This window comes from Novosphingopyxis baekryungensis DSM 16222 (genome assembly GCF_000420305.1).
GTDB classification, from domain to species: domain Bacteria; phylum Pseudomonadota; class Alphaproteobacteria; order Sphingomonadales; family Sphingomonadaceae; genus Novosphingopyxis; species Novosphingopyxis baekryungensis.
The window spans coordinates 107,437-123,837 of the sequence record NZ_ATUR01000008.1; the positions used below are offsets into that span (position 1 = coordinate 107,437).

Sequence of the window (16,401 nt, forward strand, 5' to 3'; positions counted from 1 at the left end):
CGTAGATTTGGGCGGAGAAAAAATAGTGAATAATTCAACCCGAGCTTCCGTTTTTTATGCGGCTTTCGTAGCATTGACCGGACAAGCTCTTGCGATTGCGCCTAGTTCTAACGATGAAGCTGACTTTTGCACGCGGCTTGGCAGGTCTATTGGGCTTGATGAAGCCAAGCTCGCTGATGGCAAGGGCAAGTGGAAAGCGAGCCCATTCAACTTCGGCCAACGCTTCCTGTTCGGTGGTAGTGCTGCAACATCGGTCAATGTTGAGCCGATAGAACCCACAACAGTTGACGACTTTAAACGGGCAGAAGGGATGTGCGAGGCCGATGGCAAGGGTGCGGCCTGCCGCCTTGTTGGACCGGTTAATTTTACGTTCGGCTGGAAAGGCAATAAAACGGTGACCTTTGTTCTGCCCAATGAGACCGCAACGGTTAGGGTTGAGGGGTCAAAGACCACATGTCAGTCTGGCTAAAACAATGCGAAAGATTGATCGGTTCGTTTGACGAGTGATCGGCAGAAATCCCCCTCCCCTGCAATCCCGGCCCTTCGCGGAACATCTCGCCCCCTGGAAAAGCGGACAGCATTTTGCAGGCACAGCGTCGCGATCAAATCTGGATTTGACTTCTGCTGCACGTGGATGGGAGAGGGATGGCAAAGTCCAATCGCGAAAGATGTGATCCCATGACCAACACCCGCACCGAAACCGATTCCATTGGCCCGATCGAGGTTCCTGCCGACAGCTATTGGGGGGCGCAGACGCAGCGCAGCCTGGAGAATTTCCCGTTCGCCGAGCGCGAGCGGATGCCGATCCGGCTGGTGCATGCGCAGGCCATCGTGAAGCAGGCGGCGGCGCGCGTGAACCGGTCCCATGGGCTCGACGCCAAGTTCGCCGATGCCATCGAGGCGGCGGCCAGCGCGATCACCTCCGGCGAGTATGACGATCAGTTTCCGCTCACCATCTGGCAGACCGGATCCGGCACGCAGACCAATATGAACGTGAACGAGGTGATCGCCGGGATCGCCAATGAAAAGCTGGCGGGCACACGCGGCGGCAAGGAGCCGGTCCACCCGAACGATCATGTGAACCAATCCCAATCCAGCAACGACACTTTTCCCACCGCGCTGCACATCGCCAGCGCCGTGGCGGTGCATGAGCAGCTGATGCCCGCGCTCGACCGGCTCACGCAGGCGCTGGAAAAGAAGGCGCGCGACTGGGACCATATCGTCAAGATCGGCCGCACGCATTTGCAGGATGCCACGCCGCTGACGCTGGGCCAGGAATTTTCGGGTTACACCGCGCAGCTGATCAGCTGCAAAAAGCGCATCGAAGGAGCGGTGAACGGCAATATCTTGAAGCTGGCGCTGGGCGGCACCGCCGTCGGCACCGGATTGAACGCGCCCAAGGGTTTCGACGTGGATGTAGCCGCGCAGATTGCCGATATCACCGGTTTGCCGTTCGAGACCGCGCCCAACAAGTTCGAGGCGCTGGCCGCCAATGACGGCGCCGTGTTCCTCGGCGGCGCACTCAATACACTGGCCGTGGCGCTGACCAAGATCGCCAACGACATCCGCCTGCTCGGCTCCGGCCCCCGTTCCGGCCTTGGTGAGCTGGACCTGCCCGCAAACGAGCCGGGCAGCTCGATCATGCCGGGCAAGGTGAACCCTACCCAGTGCGAGATGCTGACCATGGTCGCAGCCCAGGTGATGGGCTGTCAGCAGGCGATCACGATCGGCGGGCTGCAGGGCCATATGGAACTGAACGTGTTCAAGCCGCTGATCGGATCGAACATCCTGCGCATGATCGATCTGATGGCCGTCGGTATGGACAGCTTTGCCGAGCGCTGCGTGGATGACATGACCGCCAATGAAGACCGCATCAAGGAACTGGTCGATCGATCGCTGATGCTCGTCACCGCGCTGGCACCCGTGATCGGCTACGACAATGCCGCCAAGATCGCCAAGCATGCCCATGCCAATGGCCAGACGCTCAAGCAGGCCGGGCTGGACCTTGGGCTGGTCGACGAAGCGACGTTCGACGAACATGTGAAGCCGGAGAATATGGTCGGCCGCTGATCGCGGATGGCATCTGGCCCGGACGCGCATCCACGCCCGTCCGGGCCGGGCGCCCTTTCCTACAGAGCATAGGCCGCGCTATCAGCGGCCCATGGATTTTCGCCCGACGCCCCAGCCGCCGCCATGCCCGTTCGAGGGATCGACGATATGCTGAGATTTGGGCCGAACGCATAGCGTCCTTTGCGAACTTCCGCACGGTTTCGGACAATTTCGGAACCGAGCCAATGCTTTGCCGTTCATATTCGAAACGTAACGACCGCAACGAAAGCGAGCATGGCAGGGCATGAATAAAGCGACCGATCAGTTTCAGGGGCCCGTACAGTCGCTGTTAGAACAATTGGCCAGCATGGCGGATGGCTTTTTCAAATTATTGCCGCTTCTGGCGATCGCCATTCTCGTCATCTTCATCACCTGGCTGTTTGCCAAAGGTGGACGCAAGATTGCCGACCGGGTGACTGGGCGCACCGAAATCCGTCCGTCGCTCAAGGCGCTGATCGATACGCTGGTTACCATCGCGATCTGGGTGGTAGGCCTGATGATTGCCGCAACGATCTTGCTGCCCGGCCTGACCCCGGCCAGCCTGCTTGCCGGCTTGGGCATTGGCGCCGTCGCCATAGGCTTTGCCTTTCAGGATATTTTCGAGAATTTTCTGGCCGGCGTGCTCATCATGGTGCGCAAGAAGATGCGGATCGGCGATGTGATCAGCTGCGAAGGCATTGAAGGCCGCGTGGAGCACATCACGCTGCGCGAAACGCACATCCGCCGCCTCAGCAATGAGGTGACGATCGTACCCAACTCCATGCTGTTCAAGAACCCGGTCGAGATATTCACCGATGACGACGAACGCCGCCATGAGGTGTCTGTCGGCGTGAGTTACGATACGGATCTGGAAGAGGCGCGCGAAGTGATCCTGAAAGCCGTGGAAGATGCCGACGGCGTCAACACGGACAAGCGCATCGACGTCTTTGCCTATGAATTTGGCGACAGCAGCATCAATTTCCGCCTGCGCTGGTGGGCGGGTTCCAAACCGCTCGAAATGCACCAGACGCGCGACACGGTCGTGCGGTCGGTCAAGCGCGCGCTCGACAGTGCAGGTATAGAAATTCCGTTCCCTTACATCACCCACACGTTCAAGGAGCCGGTGCCGCTGGATCAGGCCGCCACGCGCACCGAGAGCCCTTCCACCGGAGACTGACGCATGAACTTTTTCAAAACGCTCGCCACCACATTGATCGGCAAGAAGGTCAGTCAGAAGGTTGGTGACCGCACGCTCGGCAGCAGCATGGTTGGCGCTGGCGTCGGCTTTCTGGTCACCAAGGTCGCAACCCGCTCACTGCCCGGTGCAGCCTTGGTGGGTGGCGGCTATCTGGCCAAGAAGCTGTACGACAAGCGCAAGGCCGACAAGGCTCGCGAACAGTCGGCATCGAGCGGACTGAGCAACGAAGATACCGACATGGCCATGGCCCGCGCAGGCGGCGAAACCGATATCGTGACCAGCGAAATGGACGCGGCGCAATCCGATGCCGCCTTCGACACGAGCCGCGATGCGGAACAGCTGGACGCCATTCTGCCCCGCCCCGTCACTGGATAAACGCGGCAGATCCTGGCCTGTCTTTTCGCGGGATCGCTTTCACCATCGGCCTTGACGCAAGAGGTCGATGGTGGCCATGAACCGCCATGGCCGAACCGCTCCCACTAGAACGCTACGGCGTCCTTTTCGTGTTGTCCTCGCCCTCCGGCGCAGGCAAATCGACCATCGCACGCATGCTGATGCAATCGGACCCTCATATTTCGCTCTCCGTCTCCGCGACGACGCGCAAACCGCGGCCCAATGAGAAGGACGGCGTCGACTATCATTTCGTGGACGATACCGAGTTCGACCGAATGGTAGCCGAAAACCTGTTCCTTGAATGGGCGCATGTGTTCGATCACCGTTACGGCACGCTGAAAGCATCGGTCGATACGCTGCTTGGTCAGGGCAAGGACGTGCTGTTCGATATCGATTGGCAGGGCGCGCAGCAATTGCACCAGCGCGCCGGCAGCCAGGTGGCGCAGGTGTTCATCCTGCCCCCATCGATCGATGAACTGCGCCGCCGCTTGAAGAAGCGAGCTAGCGATACGGAGGACGTGATCGCCGGCCGCATGGCGCGGGCCCGTGCAGAGATCAGCCATTGGGACGGCTATGACTATGTCGTGGTCAATGACGATGTGGACCGCTGCTTCGGCGATGTCAGCACCATCCTGCGGGCCGAGCGCATGCGCCGCCGCCGCCAGACCGGGCTGATCGAGTTTGCCCGCGAATTGATGACAGACTGAAACGAAAAAGGGCCCCGCATCGCTGCGAGACCCCGTAGTTCCAAAGCTCTATCCCGGCTTAGCTGCCGAGCAGAGGCTGCACCACTGGAGCAAGCGCTGGATCGAGCGTACCGGCGGTGTTCAGGGCCGTCGCGATCGACTTCACCTTGGCATACCATTCCGGATCCGATGTGGCATTGTTCATGCCGATCGCCGCCGTGAGATAGGCATTGCCCAGCGCCGCATTGGTGGAATCGGCCTCATAGCCTTCTTCCGCCACGGTGGCGGCTTCTTCGAAATATGGCTGCGCGGTCGGCTTATCGGCCGTCTGCAACACGATGTTGCCGGTGCTGTTGAGCGCGTTCACGAACGCCAGGCGGGCATTGGCGTCGCCCATATTGGCTTCGTAAACCGCGCGGCGGGCGGGAACGGCTTCGATCAGCAGCGCATCGACATTGGCCATGTCGCCCGACTGCGCCTTGGCGATCGCAACCGTGGTCAGCGCATCGGCGAGAAAGCCCTTGCTCTGTGCGTCGCCGGTTTCGGCCATGGCACGGATCGTGTCGAGATGCGGGTTCAGCGCGGCAACGGCACCGGCAAAATCGCCACTGGCCTGCGCGGTCTGTGCCTTGCTGAAGCCTTCGATGGCGGCATTGCGCTGCTCGACGGGAATAGCCCCGGCATCGGCATCGGCGGTTACGTCGGCCTGCGCCGCGCCATCGCCGGACAGCATTTCGGCGTCGGTGCCGGCTTCGGCCTGCACATCGACATCACTGGTCGCGTCACCCTGCATCTGGGTGTCTTCCATCTGGGCTTCGGTAACGTTCTGCGCCAGCGCAGGCGCTGCAAAGGCGGTGGAAGCGAGCAGGGTTGCGGCAAAAATACGGGTCTTGGTAATCGGTCTTCTCCTCAGGTCGTTTCGTTCGGCGTTTTCCGATGCAAGGAAACGCATACCCATGGGCATGAACTGGTTCGCTCAGCCCATCTGGTTCGGTTTAAGACGTAGCAGGCAGCACATGAACCGCGCTTTTACGGGGCTGTCAACGTTCGGGCCGCGCGTCCGCCGCCTCGGACAGCCAGCGAAAATGCCACGCCGCGTCATAATCGGCCTTGCGCAAAGCCCTGTTCGCCATCGCGAGATCATCCTCGCCCCAAAGCTGCTCCTCCCACATTTCATCGAGGATGGACGCCTCCCAGGCCGCATCGGGCGTGACCGCGCCTTCATCCACGGCCAGCATAAGCACCAGCGATCCACTGAGCGGCACGGTGCGCATAAAGGCCGCCAGCGTCAGATCGTCGCGCGCGGACAACGCTGCGTTCAACCGGTCGAGCGTCTGCCTGGGCTGATCGACATGCATGACGCCCTGCGCCAGATGGAAATCGATATCGAATCGGCGGCGCGCCCAATCGAGCACCGGGTCCCAGACGCTGGCCTGGCGCGCCACCAGTTCCTCCGGATCGGTCGCGCGATAGTAGAGCAGATCGGTGTCGCCGAAATTGGCCAGTTCCCGCTCGAAATCGCTGCGGTCCGCACCCACCCGGTCGATCGCCGCATTGGCAAGGCCGGTCAGCCGCATGGAGCCGGGGTCGATCCGCTCACCCTGCACGCGCCATTCCTCTGCCACCGCATCGGCCAGGGCCTGCGTCGGGAGCAGCAGCGGCTTGCGTGCCGGTGTGTTGACGCCCCGCCCATCCAGCAGGATGGCATAGCCGTCCGCCCGCCGCTCCGCCGCGACATCCTTGTAGAACCGCTTGGTCATGGCTCGTCCGGCGTGCGCCATTGTGCGCTCAAAAAGCGCGGCACGAACACGAAATCGGCAAAGCCCAGCAGGATCAGCGCCACACCGACAGGCTTCGGCGCGTCGATCAGATCGATGAAGATCAACAAGCCGAAGACCACGGTCACTGCGCCCAGCAGGCGCGCTATCGAGATGATGAAGAACCGTGTCTTCGCGGGATCGTCGCTCATGCCATGTCCTCCAAGATCGACAGGATATCCTGTGGCCGCGCCGCAATCTGATGCGCGCCGGCCTGCCGCAGTTCGTCCGCGCCGTGATAGCCCCAGGCAACGCCGATGGCGCTGGTCCCGGCGTTGCGGGCCATGCCGATATCGTAACTGGTGTCGCCGATCATCACCGTCGTCTCGGGCGTGGCCCCCGCCTCGGCCATCGCGGCTTCGGCCATGCCGGGATGCGGTTTGCTGGGGTGGCGGTCGGCGGTCTGCAGCGTGACGAACAGGTGGCGCAGCCCATGCGCTTCCAGCGCGCTGTGCAGCCCCCGGTCCGATTTGCCGGTGGCCACGCCGAGCAGCCACCCGGCCTTATCCAGGGCGGCGAGAAGCGCCGGGATGCCATCGAACAGCGGCTCTTCCAGCAGACCGTCGCTGCGCAGGCCGCGAAAGGCCTGTTTATAATGGTCGACCAGCACCAGTTGCTCGGCCTCGCTGCTGCCCGGCGCCAGCACCCGCAAGGCTTCGAACAGGCTCAGCCCCACGATCCGGCGGATGGCGGGCCGTTCGGGGGCCGGGCGTCCCGACATGCGGAACGCCTCTTCCATCGACACGCAGATCGCGGCCTGCCCATCGATCAGCGTGCCATCGCAATCGAACAGGGCCAGACGGTTGCTCATTTGCGCGCGTTGCGTGAGCTGCCCCGCTCGCGCCGCTCGCCGCGCCGTTCCTTGCGGATCTGCTTGGCGTGCTGGCGGGCCTTCTGCTTTTTCACCTCGGGCGGCGCTTCGGGCGGGCCATCGTCGAACGGCAGATCGCCGAGCGCCTGATCAAAACCGAGCTGCTCCATCGACTCCGCGAAATGCTCCGGCAGCTCGGCCAGCACGTCGATCTTGGAGCCTTTCGGCCCGCCGATCTTCAGGCGGCGCGCATGCAGATGCATCTTGCGGCTGATCGATCCGGTCAGGAACGCTTCCTTGCTGCCATATTTGCCATCCCCGACAATGGGGTGGCCGATCGCGGCCATGTGCACGCGCAACTGATGGGTGCGCCCGGTATAAGGCTGCAGCTCGACCCAGGCAGCGCGGTTGCCCGCCCGCTCGATCACCCGGTAGCGCGTCTTGGACGGCTGGCCGTTCTCCTCATCGACATGCATCTTCTCACCGCCGGTGCCGGGCTGTTTGGCCAGCGGCAGTTCGATGATGCCGTCCGATATGTCCGGCACGCCCATCACCAGCGCCCAGTAGATCTTGCGGGCCTTGCGGGTGGCGAAATGCTTGCTGAAATAGGCCGCGCTGCCGGGCGTCCGCGCCAGCAGCACGGCGCCGGAGGTGTCCTTGTCCAGCCGGTGCACCAGCCGGGGCCGCTGATCGCTGCCCTCTGCCACCAGCGCATCGAGCATGCCGTCCAGATGCCGCGTGGTCTTGGTGCCGCCCTGCGTGGCCAGGCCCGGCGGCTTGTTGACGACGAAGGCATGCTCATCCTCGAAGATCACCATGTCGCGGGCAAAGTCGGCCTCTTCGGGGCTCAGCGGTTCGCGCCCGCGGCGAACGGGCGCATCGCTTGGCGGCTCGGCGGGTGGCACGCGCAGTTCCTGCCCCTGCGCGATGTGATCGCCCACCTTGGCGCGCCCGCCATCGACGCGCACCTGCCCCGTGCGCACCCAGCGCGAGACCAGGCCGAAGGGGATGTCCGGCATGTGCCGCTTGAACCAACGGTCCAGCCGGATGCCGTCATCGTCCGGCGCGATGGTGAAGGTACGTACGTCTTCGGATGCCTGTTCTACCATGCCACATTCCTTACCAGCGCCAGCCCGCCGAACAGCGCCGCGACCGCGAGCAGCACCGATGCCAGTGCATAGCCCGCCGCCCCGATCAGCGCGCCGCGCTCGATCATCGTCACCACTTCCAGGCTGAAGCTGGAGAAGGTGGTGAACCCGCCCAGCAGGCCTATGCCCAGCAGCAGCCGCACGCCCTCTGCGGCATCGATCCGCGCCAGCATGCCGACCAGCACGCCCATGGCAAGCCCGCCCAGCACATTGGCCGCGAAGGTGCCCCAGGGCCAGTCCGGACCGGCAAGCCGAAGGGCCAATCGCCCGAGCTGATAGCGCAGGCCAGCGCCAATCGCGCCGCCCGCCATGACGAGGAGCATGTTCATGGGGCCGCGCTGTACGCGCTGCGCCCCCTGCTTAGCAAGCGGCGCGCTGGCCCCCTGCCCGATCAGCGCCCGCCATCGGCCAGCAGCTCCACCGCGGTGCCGCCGTCTGCGCGCGGGGTGAAGCGGATATGATAGGCCAGCGGCCCGCGCGCGCCGCGCAGCATGTGATCGCCATCATGGGCCACATGCTGCGCAGTGTAGCCCGCGCGCCGGGCGCGGCTGTAGTAGTAATCGATCAGATCGGGCATCGGATTGGCGCTGCGGAAGCTGGCCACGCGCAGGCTGCATGCCGTGCCGTCCGCGCCCATGCCATCCGCGCCCGCCGCTTCGCGCAGCCGGGCCTTGGGATAGAGTGGGAAGGCAGCAGGCATGCGATCCGCCCAGCCCGCATCATAGCGCAGCCGCGCGGTGCAGCTGCCCAGGGCCTGCCGTTGGGCCAGTTCGCCCAGCGTGCGCGCCGGGGCCGCGCGGCAATCCGCGCAGTCCGCGTCCGCCACCGCGCGCGCCTTGGGCGCGGTCATCAGCGGCTGCCCGCCCAGATCCGCGGCGGTCACCTCGTCGCCCTCATAGCCATCGTCCGGCGGCACCATGCCGCTGCCGGCATCGGGCGGCGCGCGCAGGGCGTTGCGATTGGCCTGCGCGCCGAGATCGGGATCGACCAGGATGCGGCCGTTCAGCGCCGCATTGAGCGCGGGATCGTTCGCAGCGCCGGACAGCTGCGCATCGAGCGCATCCCCCTGCTGCTCCTTGGTCGCCCGGTCTCCGCACGCCGCAAGCGCCAGCGGCAGACCCAGCGCGGCCATCCACCGCGCCGCGATGCCCAGAAGCGTGGGGCCTGGCCGATCCAGGTTCACACAGGTCACACTGTCCAGAGCGGGAAATTCCGCAAGGGGGATGTGCCGGGCACGGCGGCCTGCGGCCCCGGAAACGCAAAAAGCCACATGGTGATGAGCAGGCATGTCCAATCGGTCCCTCACGCACGAACGAGCCACAGACGTAGAGAAGTTGGCGCATGTAGGACAGGGGGCAGAAGACTTTCCCGCTCCTGACCTGCAATGGGCGTAGCGCCGCGCAGCATCGGGCGCAGAGTGCAACGCCAGGGTGCACGCCGCTTCGCACAGAAACCTATGCACGCAGGCCGCCACGCCCAGCCCTTCGCACAGAAAAACGGCCGCAGCACATGGTGCCACGGCCGTCCGTTGCGCTGGCCAGCAAGGCCGGCGCTCTAGGGATGGGTCAGATCAGAAGCCCGCGCTGACCGAGAAGACCACGGTGGCGTCGTCGATGCGGCCGCCGCTGGTTTCCTGGAAATTGGGCAGCAGATAGGCGGATTCGCTGCGGCTGATGTCGGTATCGACATAGGCCACCCCAAAGGTGAGCGCCTTGTACACCGCTTCGGCACCCAGCGACCAGTCCCAGTAGCTGCCCGTCGGCGCGATGCTGGTGCCATTGGGGCCAAGGCCGGGGTTGCCGTCCGAATAGCCGATATGCGCGTTGAAGGTGATCGGCGTGTTGGGCACGCCCACGCTGCCATCGCCGAACAGATAGAGATTGTCTTCCTTGTCGCCCGGATCGTTCGCAATGCCTGCTGCCGATGCCGCGCCGGTGAAGAACACATTGCCCAGCGCTTCCTGCGCCGGGGCATAGGCCACACCCGCGGTGAGCGCTGCCGGCCCGATGGTGCCGTTCAGCTTGGCATAGAATTCCACGAAATCGGTGGTGTCCGAACCGCCCGGATACATGAACCAGGTGCCGCCCACATCGATATCGCCGCCGCTGATCGGCAGAACATAGCCGGCATAAAGATCCAGCTCGGTGTTGGAGCCGCCAAAGGTGCCCCAGCCGGCCAGGTTGGAGGCCCAAAAGCCGCTATAGACGCCGCTGCTATGCGCGATGGAAGCGCCGCCCTGAATGGCGATTTCCTTGTCCGTCTGCGATACGCCGCGAAAGCGATAGTCGCTCACCAGCGCCACATCGCCCGATACGGTGATCTCGTCCGGCGGCGCGGTGTCCTGCGCAAAGGCTGGCGCGGCGGCCGTGGCCGCCAGGGCCAGGGCGAAATATTTGGGAGAGTGCATCATAGTCCTTTCGATCGAGGAGAGATTGATCTTGCTGCAACGCAAAATGAAACGGTTGCGGAAAAGCGCTTCAATCATGGCTATCGAGCACTTTTATTGCGGAAGCGATGGAAGAGACGCAACGATAAAAGCTTCCGCCGGGCAAATTACAGATAAGTTGTTGCGCTGCGGCAACAGTGCTGCAGTGCAGCGTGCTTATGTACCGGTCGCATCAGGCCATGGTGCGGGCGGCGGCTGGCGCGGTTTCCACCGCATGGGACCCGGCCCTGCCCGTCGGCCGATCGATCATTTCCTGCATCTGGTACGCTGCCATGGCCCATGGCGCGCAACTCTGGCCCACCTTGCACGTTTGATCCGTAACGAGTAGCGGTTTGCGCGCCTTTGCAGAGGGTGCGCCCGTCGCCCCGCATTCACATGATCAACCGGAGCCTCCCACAGATGACCCAGATCGGCCAAGACAGCCTGAACACCCGCGATACGATGACCGTGAACGGTCAGGAATACAGCTTCTTCTCGCTGGAGAAGGCAGCAGGCCTTGGCGATGTATCCCGCCTGCCCTTCACCTTGAAGGTGCTGCTGGAAAACATGCTGCGGTTCGAGGATGGCGGCGCGTCCGTTTCCAAGGAAGACGCGCAGGCGGTGGTCGACTGGCAGAAGGAACAGCGCAGCGATCACGAGATCCAGTATCGCCCCGCGCGCGTGCTGATGCAGGATTTCACCGGCGTGCCGGCCGTGGTCGATCTGGCCGCGATGCGCGATGGCATCAAGGCGCTGGGCGGCGATGCGGAGAAGATCAACCCGCAGGTGCCCGTGCATCTGGTGATCGATCACTCCGTGATGGTCGACGAGTTCGGCACGCCGCAAGCGTTCGAGGACAATGTGGCGCGCGAATATGAGCGCAATCTGGAACGCTACCAGTTCCTGAAATGGGGCAGCCGCGCATTCGACAATTTCCAGGTGGTGCCGCCGGGCACGGGCATCTGCCACCAGGTGAACCTGGAATATATCGGCAAGGGCGCCTGGACGAGTGAAGGCAAGGACGGCAAGACCTATGTCTATCCCGATACGCTGGTGGGCACGGACAGCCACACCACGATGATCAACGGCCTGGGCGTGCTCGGCTGGGGCGTCGGCGGGATCGAGGCGGAGGCCGCCATGCTCGGCCAGCCCGTTTCCATGCTGATCCCCGAAGTGGTCGGTTTCCGCCTGACCGGCAAGCTGGCCGAGGGCATCACCGCGACCGATCTGGTGCTGACCGTGGTGCAGATGCTGCGCGCCAAGGGCGTGGTCGGGCGCTTCGTGGAGTTCTACGGCCCTGGCGTGGGCGCGCTGACGCTGGCCGACCGTGCGACGATCGCCAACATGGCGCCGGAATATGGCGCGACTTGCGGCTTCTTCGCCATCGACGACAAGACGCTCGACTATATGCGCCTGACCGGCCGCGACGAGCAGACGATCGCGGTGACCGAAGCCTATGCCAAGAAACAGGGCCTGTGGCTGGACGCGGACATCGAGCCGGTGTTCACCAGCACGCTATCGCTCGACATCGGCGAAGTCGTTCCCTCGCTTGCCGGCCCCAAGCGCCCGCAGGACCGGGTGCGGCTCGACAAGATGGACGATCAGTTCTCCAAGGACATGGTCGACGTGTTCTCGCGTCCCGAAGCGGGCGAGAGCGTTGCGGTGGAAGGCGAGGATTATGAGTTTGCCGATGGCGACGTGGCCATCGCCGCGATCACCAGCTGCACCAACACCTCCAACCCCAATATTCTCATCGCCGCCGGTCTCGTCGCCAAAAAGGCGCGCGCGCTCGGTCTGGAACGCCGCCCCTGGGTGAAGACCTCGCTCGCGCCGGGCAGCCAGGTGGTGACCGATTATCTGGTGGCCAGCGGCCTGCAGGATGATCTGAACTTCATGGGCTTCAACCTGGTCGGCTATGGCTGCACCACCTGCATCGGCAATAGCGGCCCGCTGCAGCCGCAGATTTCCAGCGCGATCAACGATAATGATCTGGTCGCCACCTCGGTGCTGTCGGGCAACCGCAACTTCGAAGGGCGCATTTCGCCGGACGTGCGGGCCAATTATCTGGCATCGCCGCCGCTCGTGGTCGCCTATGCTTTGAAGGGCACGATCCGCGAGGATATCTATGAAACGCCGCTCGGCACCGGGACCGATGGCCCCGTGTTCCTGCGCGACGTATGGCCGAGCAATGACGAAATCGCCGAGATGGTGAAGCTGCATGTCGGCCCCGAGATGTTCGCAAGCCGCTATGCCGAAGTGTATGAAGGCGATGAGCGCTGGCGCGAGATCGATATCACCGGCGGTGATACCTATGACTGGCCAGCCGCTTCCACCTACATCCAGAACCCACCCTATTTCGAGGGCATGGGCATGACCCCGGACGCGATCCAGGACATCAAGGATGCCAAGGTGCTGGCGCTGTTCGGCGATTCCATCACCACCGATCACATCAGCCCCGCCGGCGCGATCAAGGTCGACAGCCCGGCCGGCGAATATCTGCGCGATCACCAGGTCAGCAAGACCGACTTCAACAGCTACGGTTCGCGCCGCGGCAACCATGAAGTGATGATGCGCGGCACCTTTGCCAATATCCGCATCAAGAACCAGATGGTCCCCGGCGTAGAGGGTGGATACACCACCTATCAGGGCGAGCAGATGGCGATCTATGATGCGGCCATGAAGCACAAGGCGGACGGCACGCCGCTCGTCGTGGTCGGCGGCAAGGAATATGGCACCGGCTCCAGCCGCGACTGGGCGGCCAAGGGCACCATCCTTCTGGGCGTCAAGGCCGTGATCGTGGAAAGCTATGAGCGGATCCACCGCTCCAATCTGGTCGGCATGGGCGTGCTGCCGCTGCAGTTCGCCGAGGGTGAGAGCCGCGAAACGCACGGCATGACGGGCGATGAGACCTTCTCGATCAAGGGTCTTGCCGGTCTCAATCCGCGCCAGATGGTCGAAGTCGAGATGACGCGCGCCAATGGCGATGTCGAAACCTTCCAGGCGCTGTGCCGCATCGATACCGCGAACGAGATGGAATATTACCGCAATGGCGGCATCCTCCATTATGTTCTGCGCAATCTGGCAGCGGAATAAGCGTCAGCCAGGCAGCCTTTCGGGGCTGCAACGCATCCTGTTCGGGGGCTGGACCAGCGATGGTCCGGCCCCTTTTTTCTGCCTGCGGGCAACGAAGCGCAGGCCATGCCGTTGTCCGCAAAAGCCTGGAAAAACGAGCAAGGATATCCCGACATGGAAAGCCATCTGAACCGCTTTGGCGGCATGAGCATCATCGTCACCGGCGCCGCCTCCGGCATCGGCAAGGCCACGGTGGAGCGCTTTCTGAGCGAAGGAGCGCAGGTGACCGCGCTCGGCCATCATCGGGAGAAGCTGGAAAAGGCGTTTGCCGATCAGGACATGGACCGCCTGCAGCTGATGGACGGCGATGTCGCCGAACCGGATCTGGCCGCCAAGGTCGTAGCCGCAGCGGTGGAGCGCTTCGGCGGGCTCGATATCCTGATCAACAATGCCGGCATGGGCAAAGGCGGTACCATCGAGGAGCTGAGCCTAGAAGACTGGAACCGGCAGATGGCGGTCAACGTCACCGGCTATTTCCTGATGGCCAAGGCCGCGATCGCGAAAATCCGGGAGCGCAAGGGCGCGATCGTCATGACCAGTTCGGTCTCCGGCCTCGGCGGCGACTGGAACTTCGTCGGCTATAACGCCTCCAAGGGCGCGGTGACCAACATGGTGCGCGCCATGGCGCTGGATCATGCAGGCGAAGGCGTACGGATCAACGCGGTGTGCCCCAGCATGACCAAGACCGGCATGACCGAAGGCATGTCGGACGACACCATCGCCAAATTCCAGCAACGCATCCCCACCGGCCGCGGCGCGAACCCGGAAGAAATCGCCGCCGTCATCGCCTTTCTGGCGAGCAAGGACGCGGTCTTCGTCAATGGCGTGAACCTGCCCGTCGACGGCGGCCTCTCCGCCTCCAACGGGCAGCCAGCGCTGTAGGGCGCAGGCGCATCGCAGCGGTGCGCCCCATAAGGCGGCAAAGCGTCCGAATTCCCTTGGACTTCGGCGCTGATTGCCGCCAGATCGGCGGACCGTTTTTCCCACGCCGAGACTTTTTATGTCCATCCCCGGTTTCCTGATTTCGGCGCGCGACCGTGCCCGTCTGGCGGAGGTTCTGTCGGTTGCCCGGCGGTTCGGGGTGGACGGGCTGATGGCGCGCTTCGGCCTGGCGGACGCGAAAGTCGGGCAGGACCCGCCCGATCTGCCGACCCGGACCCGCCAGGCGCTCGAGACGCTTGGCCCGACCTATATCAAACTGGGCCAGATTCTGGCGACGCGCCGCGATCTGCTGGACGATCGCTGGACCGCCGCGCTGGAAGAACTGCAAAGCGGCGCCACCAGAATTCCGTTCGAGCAGCTGCAGGCACAGGTCGAGGCCAGCCTGGGCGAACCGGTGGAGACCGCCTTTGCACGGTTCGACCGGGAGCCGCTGGCCGCCGCATCCATGGCACAGGTTCACCGGGCCGAGCTGCATGACGGGCAGCAGGTGGTGCTCAAGATCCGCCGCCCCGGCATTCGCGCCATCATCGAAGCCGATCTCCGCCTGATCCGGCAGGCGATCGGGCTGGCCCAGAAAACCAGCGCCGAACTGCGCCGGTTCGACCCCGTGGCGATGGTCGATCAGCTGACCCGCGATCTGCTGGACGAACTGGATTTTACGCGGGAAGGCCGCAATGCGGATCTTCTGCGCGCCAATTTCGCCGATCAGGACGCGGTGCTGCTGCCGGGCATCCATTGGCAATGGACCAGCGAAGACCTGCTGGTGATGGACTATATCGACGGGATCGCCCCGCGCGATCCCGAAAGTCTGCGCCAAGCCGGCATCGATCCGGACCGCATGGCCGATCTGGGGGCGGAGACAGTGCTGGACATGGTGCTGGTCAACGGCCGCTTTCACGGCGATCCGCATCCCGGCAATCTGCTGTGCCTGCCGGGCAACCGGCTGGCGCTGCTCGATCTCGGCTCGATCGGCATCATCAGCCCGCGCCGCCAGCATGAATTTCTGACCTTCGTTCTTGGCCTGCGCGGCGGCGACCCGCAAGCGGTGGCCGATATGCTGGCGGTCTGGTCGGGCCGTGTCGCGGTGCCGCGCGAGCGCGTTGTGCACGCAGCGGAGCGCATGGTCGCGCGCCATGGCAGCGGGCCGCTGGTCATCAACGCGCTGATCGCCGATTTCTTCCCGCTCTTGCGCAGCGAGGGCATGGTGCTGCCACCCGATCTGCTGCTGATTTTCAAGGCGATGGTCACGATGGACGGCGTGCTGGCCCAGATCAGCCCCGGTTTCGATCTGTCCCAGGCGCTGGAGGCGGCGCAGGCGAAGATCGCCGGAGCGCGGCTGTCTGCCCTGTTGAAACCCGAGCGCGCCGAGGCGCTGCTGCTCGAACTGTCGCGGATCGTGGCGGATGCCCCGCATCTGATCCGCAGCGCATCGGCCTGGATCGACCGCCAGCCAGCCGAACCCCCGCCGCCGCTTGCACCGGCGATCATGCGGGCCGGCTGGCTCATTACAGGGGCGCTGCTCGTCCTCGCGCTCAGCCAGGTCGTCGGCTGATCCCGCAGCGGGCTCTGTAATGGCTTAGCCTAAATGACAGATAGCTGGAACAGGCAGGCAAGGATTTGCTCCCTAATATGCTGACCTTGTTGCGTCTTTTTCGGTCGAAGGCGTGCCGGACGGTCAAGGAAAATGGCATTCCTGTAATTAAGAGCGGAAAGACTACCCCCAAAAGGGGGTATTGTGTCACCCAACAGCTAAGCCGATGC

The 16,401-nt window shown here is 63.8% G+C and carries 16 protein-coding genes; 8 read left to right on the forward strand and 8 right to left on the reverse strand.

Annotated features, from left to right (window positions below; all coding sequences use genetic code 11):
- Positions 1 to 25: 25 nt before the first annotated feature.
- The 5 genes from G410_RS17820 (at position 26) to gmk (ending at position 4,386) form a co-directional block, all read left to right on the forward strand.
- Entirely contained in the window at positions 26 to 469 is a 444-nt protein-coding gene (locus G410_RS17820; RefSeq protein ID WP_084489238.1) for a hypothetical protein, read from the forward strand.
- A gap of 209 nt (positions 470 to 678) precedes the next feature.
- A complete protein-coding gene (gene fumC / locus G410_RS0113505) occupies positions 679 to 2,070 on the forward strand; it encodes a class II fumarate hydratase (protein WP_028971472.1) in 1,392 nt (463 codons plus the stop codon).
- A gap of 283 nt (positions 2,071 to 2,353) precedes the next feature.
- Complete coding sequence (locus G410_RS0113510; RefSeq protein ID WP_022674199.1) at positions 2,354 to 3,265, forward strand: mechanosensitive ion channel family protein; 912 nt, start codon at positions 2,354 to 2,356, stop codon at positions 3,263 to 3,265.
- A gap of 3 nt (positions 3,266 to 3,268) precedes the next feature.
- On the forward strand, positions 3,269 to 3,661 hold the full coding sequence (locus G410_RS17500) for a hypothetical protein (protein ID WP_022674200.1): 393 nt from the start codon (positions 3,269 to 3,271) through the stop codon (positions 3,659 to 3,661).
- 86 nt (positions 3,662 to 3,747) lie between these two features.
- A complete protein-coding gene (gene gmk / locus G410_RS0113520) occupies positions 3,748 to 4,386 on the forward strand; it encodes a guanylate kinase (RefSeq protein ID WP_022674201.1) in 639 nt (212 codons plus the stop codon).
- A 58-nt stretch (positions 4,387 to 4,444) separates the two neighbouring features.
- On the opposite strand, the gene G410_RS0113525 is transcribed toward gmk, so the two are convergent.
- The 8 genes from G410_RS0113525 to G410_RS0113560 all read right to left on the reverse strand — a co-directional run bounded on the left by G410_RS0113525 (position 4,445) and on the right by G410_RS0113560 (position 10,548).
- Positions 4,445 to 5,329, reverse strand: a complete 885-nt coding sequence (locus tag G410_RS0113525) for a hypothetical protein (protein ID WP_033317672.1) — start codon at positions 5,327 to 5,329, stop codon at positions 4,445 to 4,447.
- A 76-nt stretch (positions 5,330 to 5,405) separates the two neighbouring features.
- Entirely contained in the window at positions 5,406 to 6,125 is a 720-nt protein-coding gene (locus G410_RS0113530; protein WP_022674203.1) for an ATP12 family chaperone protein, read from the reverse strand.
- Positions 6,122 to 6,334 carry a hypothetical protein gene (locus tag G410_RS0113535; protein WP_022674204.1) on the reverse strand — a complete coding sequence of 71 codons (213 nt, stop codon included), beginning with the start codon at positions 6,332 to 6,334 and terminating at the stop codon, positions 6,122 to 6,124. Before G410_RS0113535 ends, G410_RS0113530 begins: the two co-directional genes overlap by 4 nt.
- Entirely contained in the window at positions 6,331 to 6,993 is a 663-nt protein-coding gene (locus G410_RS0113540; protein ID WP_022674205.1) for an HAD-IA family hydrolase, read from the reverse strand. The genes G410_RS0113535 and G410_RS0113540 overlap by 4 nt, the downstream gene beginning before the upstream one ends.
- Positions 6,990 to 8,102, reverse strand: a complete 1,113-nt coding sequence (locus G410_RS0113545; RefSeq protein WP_022674206.1) for an RluA family pseudouridine synthase — start codon at positions 8,100 to 8,102, stop codon at positions 6,990 to 6,992. Before G410_RS0113545 ends, G410_RS0113540 begins: the two co-directional genes overlap by 4 nt.
- Positions 8,096 to 8,470, reverse strand: coding sequence for a fluoride efflux transporter CrcB (gene crcB / locus G410_RS0113550; RefSeq protein ID WP_022674207.1), 375 nt, complete (start codon positions 8,468 to 8,470; stop codon positions 8,096 to 8,098). The genes G410_RS0113545 and crcB overlap by 7 nt, the downstream gene beginning before the upstream one ends.
- A 62-nt stretch (positions 8,471 to 8,532) precedes the next feature.
- Positions 8,533 to 9,429 (reverse strand): hypothetical protein, encoded by an 897-nt coding sequence (locus G410_RS0113555; RefSeq protein WP_156851966.1) that lies wholly within the window; start codon positions 9,427 to 9,429, stop codon positions 8,533 to 8,535.
- A gap of 282 nt (positions 9,430 to 9,711) precedes the next feature.
- Positions 9,712 to 10,548: a TorF family putative porin gene (locus G410_RS0113560; protein ID WP_033317697.1), complete on the reverse strand. Its 837-nt coding sequence runs from the start codon at positions 10,546 to 10,548 to the stop codon at positions 9,712 to 9,714.
- Between the two features lie 438 nt (positions 10,549 to 10,986).
- Between G410_RS0113560 and acnA the strand changes: the two genes are divergently transcribed.
- From acnA to G410_RS0113580, 3 genes are all read left to right on the forward strand, one after another.
- Entirely contained in the window at positions 10,987 to 13,659 is a 2,673-nt protein-coding gene (gene acnA, locus G410_RS0113570; protein WP_028971477.1) for an aconitate hydratase AcnA, read from the forward strand.
- A gap of 153 nt (positions 13,660 to 13,812) precedes the next feature.
- Positions 13,813 to 14,580, forward strand: coding sequence for a meso-2,3-butanediol dehydrogenase (gene budC / locus G410_RS0113575; protein ID WP_022674211.1), 768 nt, complete (start codon positions 13,813 to 13,815; stop codon positions 14,578 to 14,580).
- Between the two features lie 118 nt (positions 14,581 to 14,698).
- Positions 14,699 to 16,192, forward strand: coding sequence for an ABC1 kinase family protein (locus G410_RS0113580; RefSeq protein WP_022674212.1), 1,494 nt, complete (start codon positions 14,699 to 14,701; stop codon positions 16,190 to 16,192).
- The last annotated feature ends 209 nt before the right edge of the window (positions 16,193 to 16,401 follow it).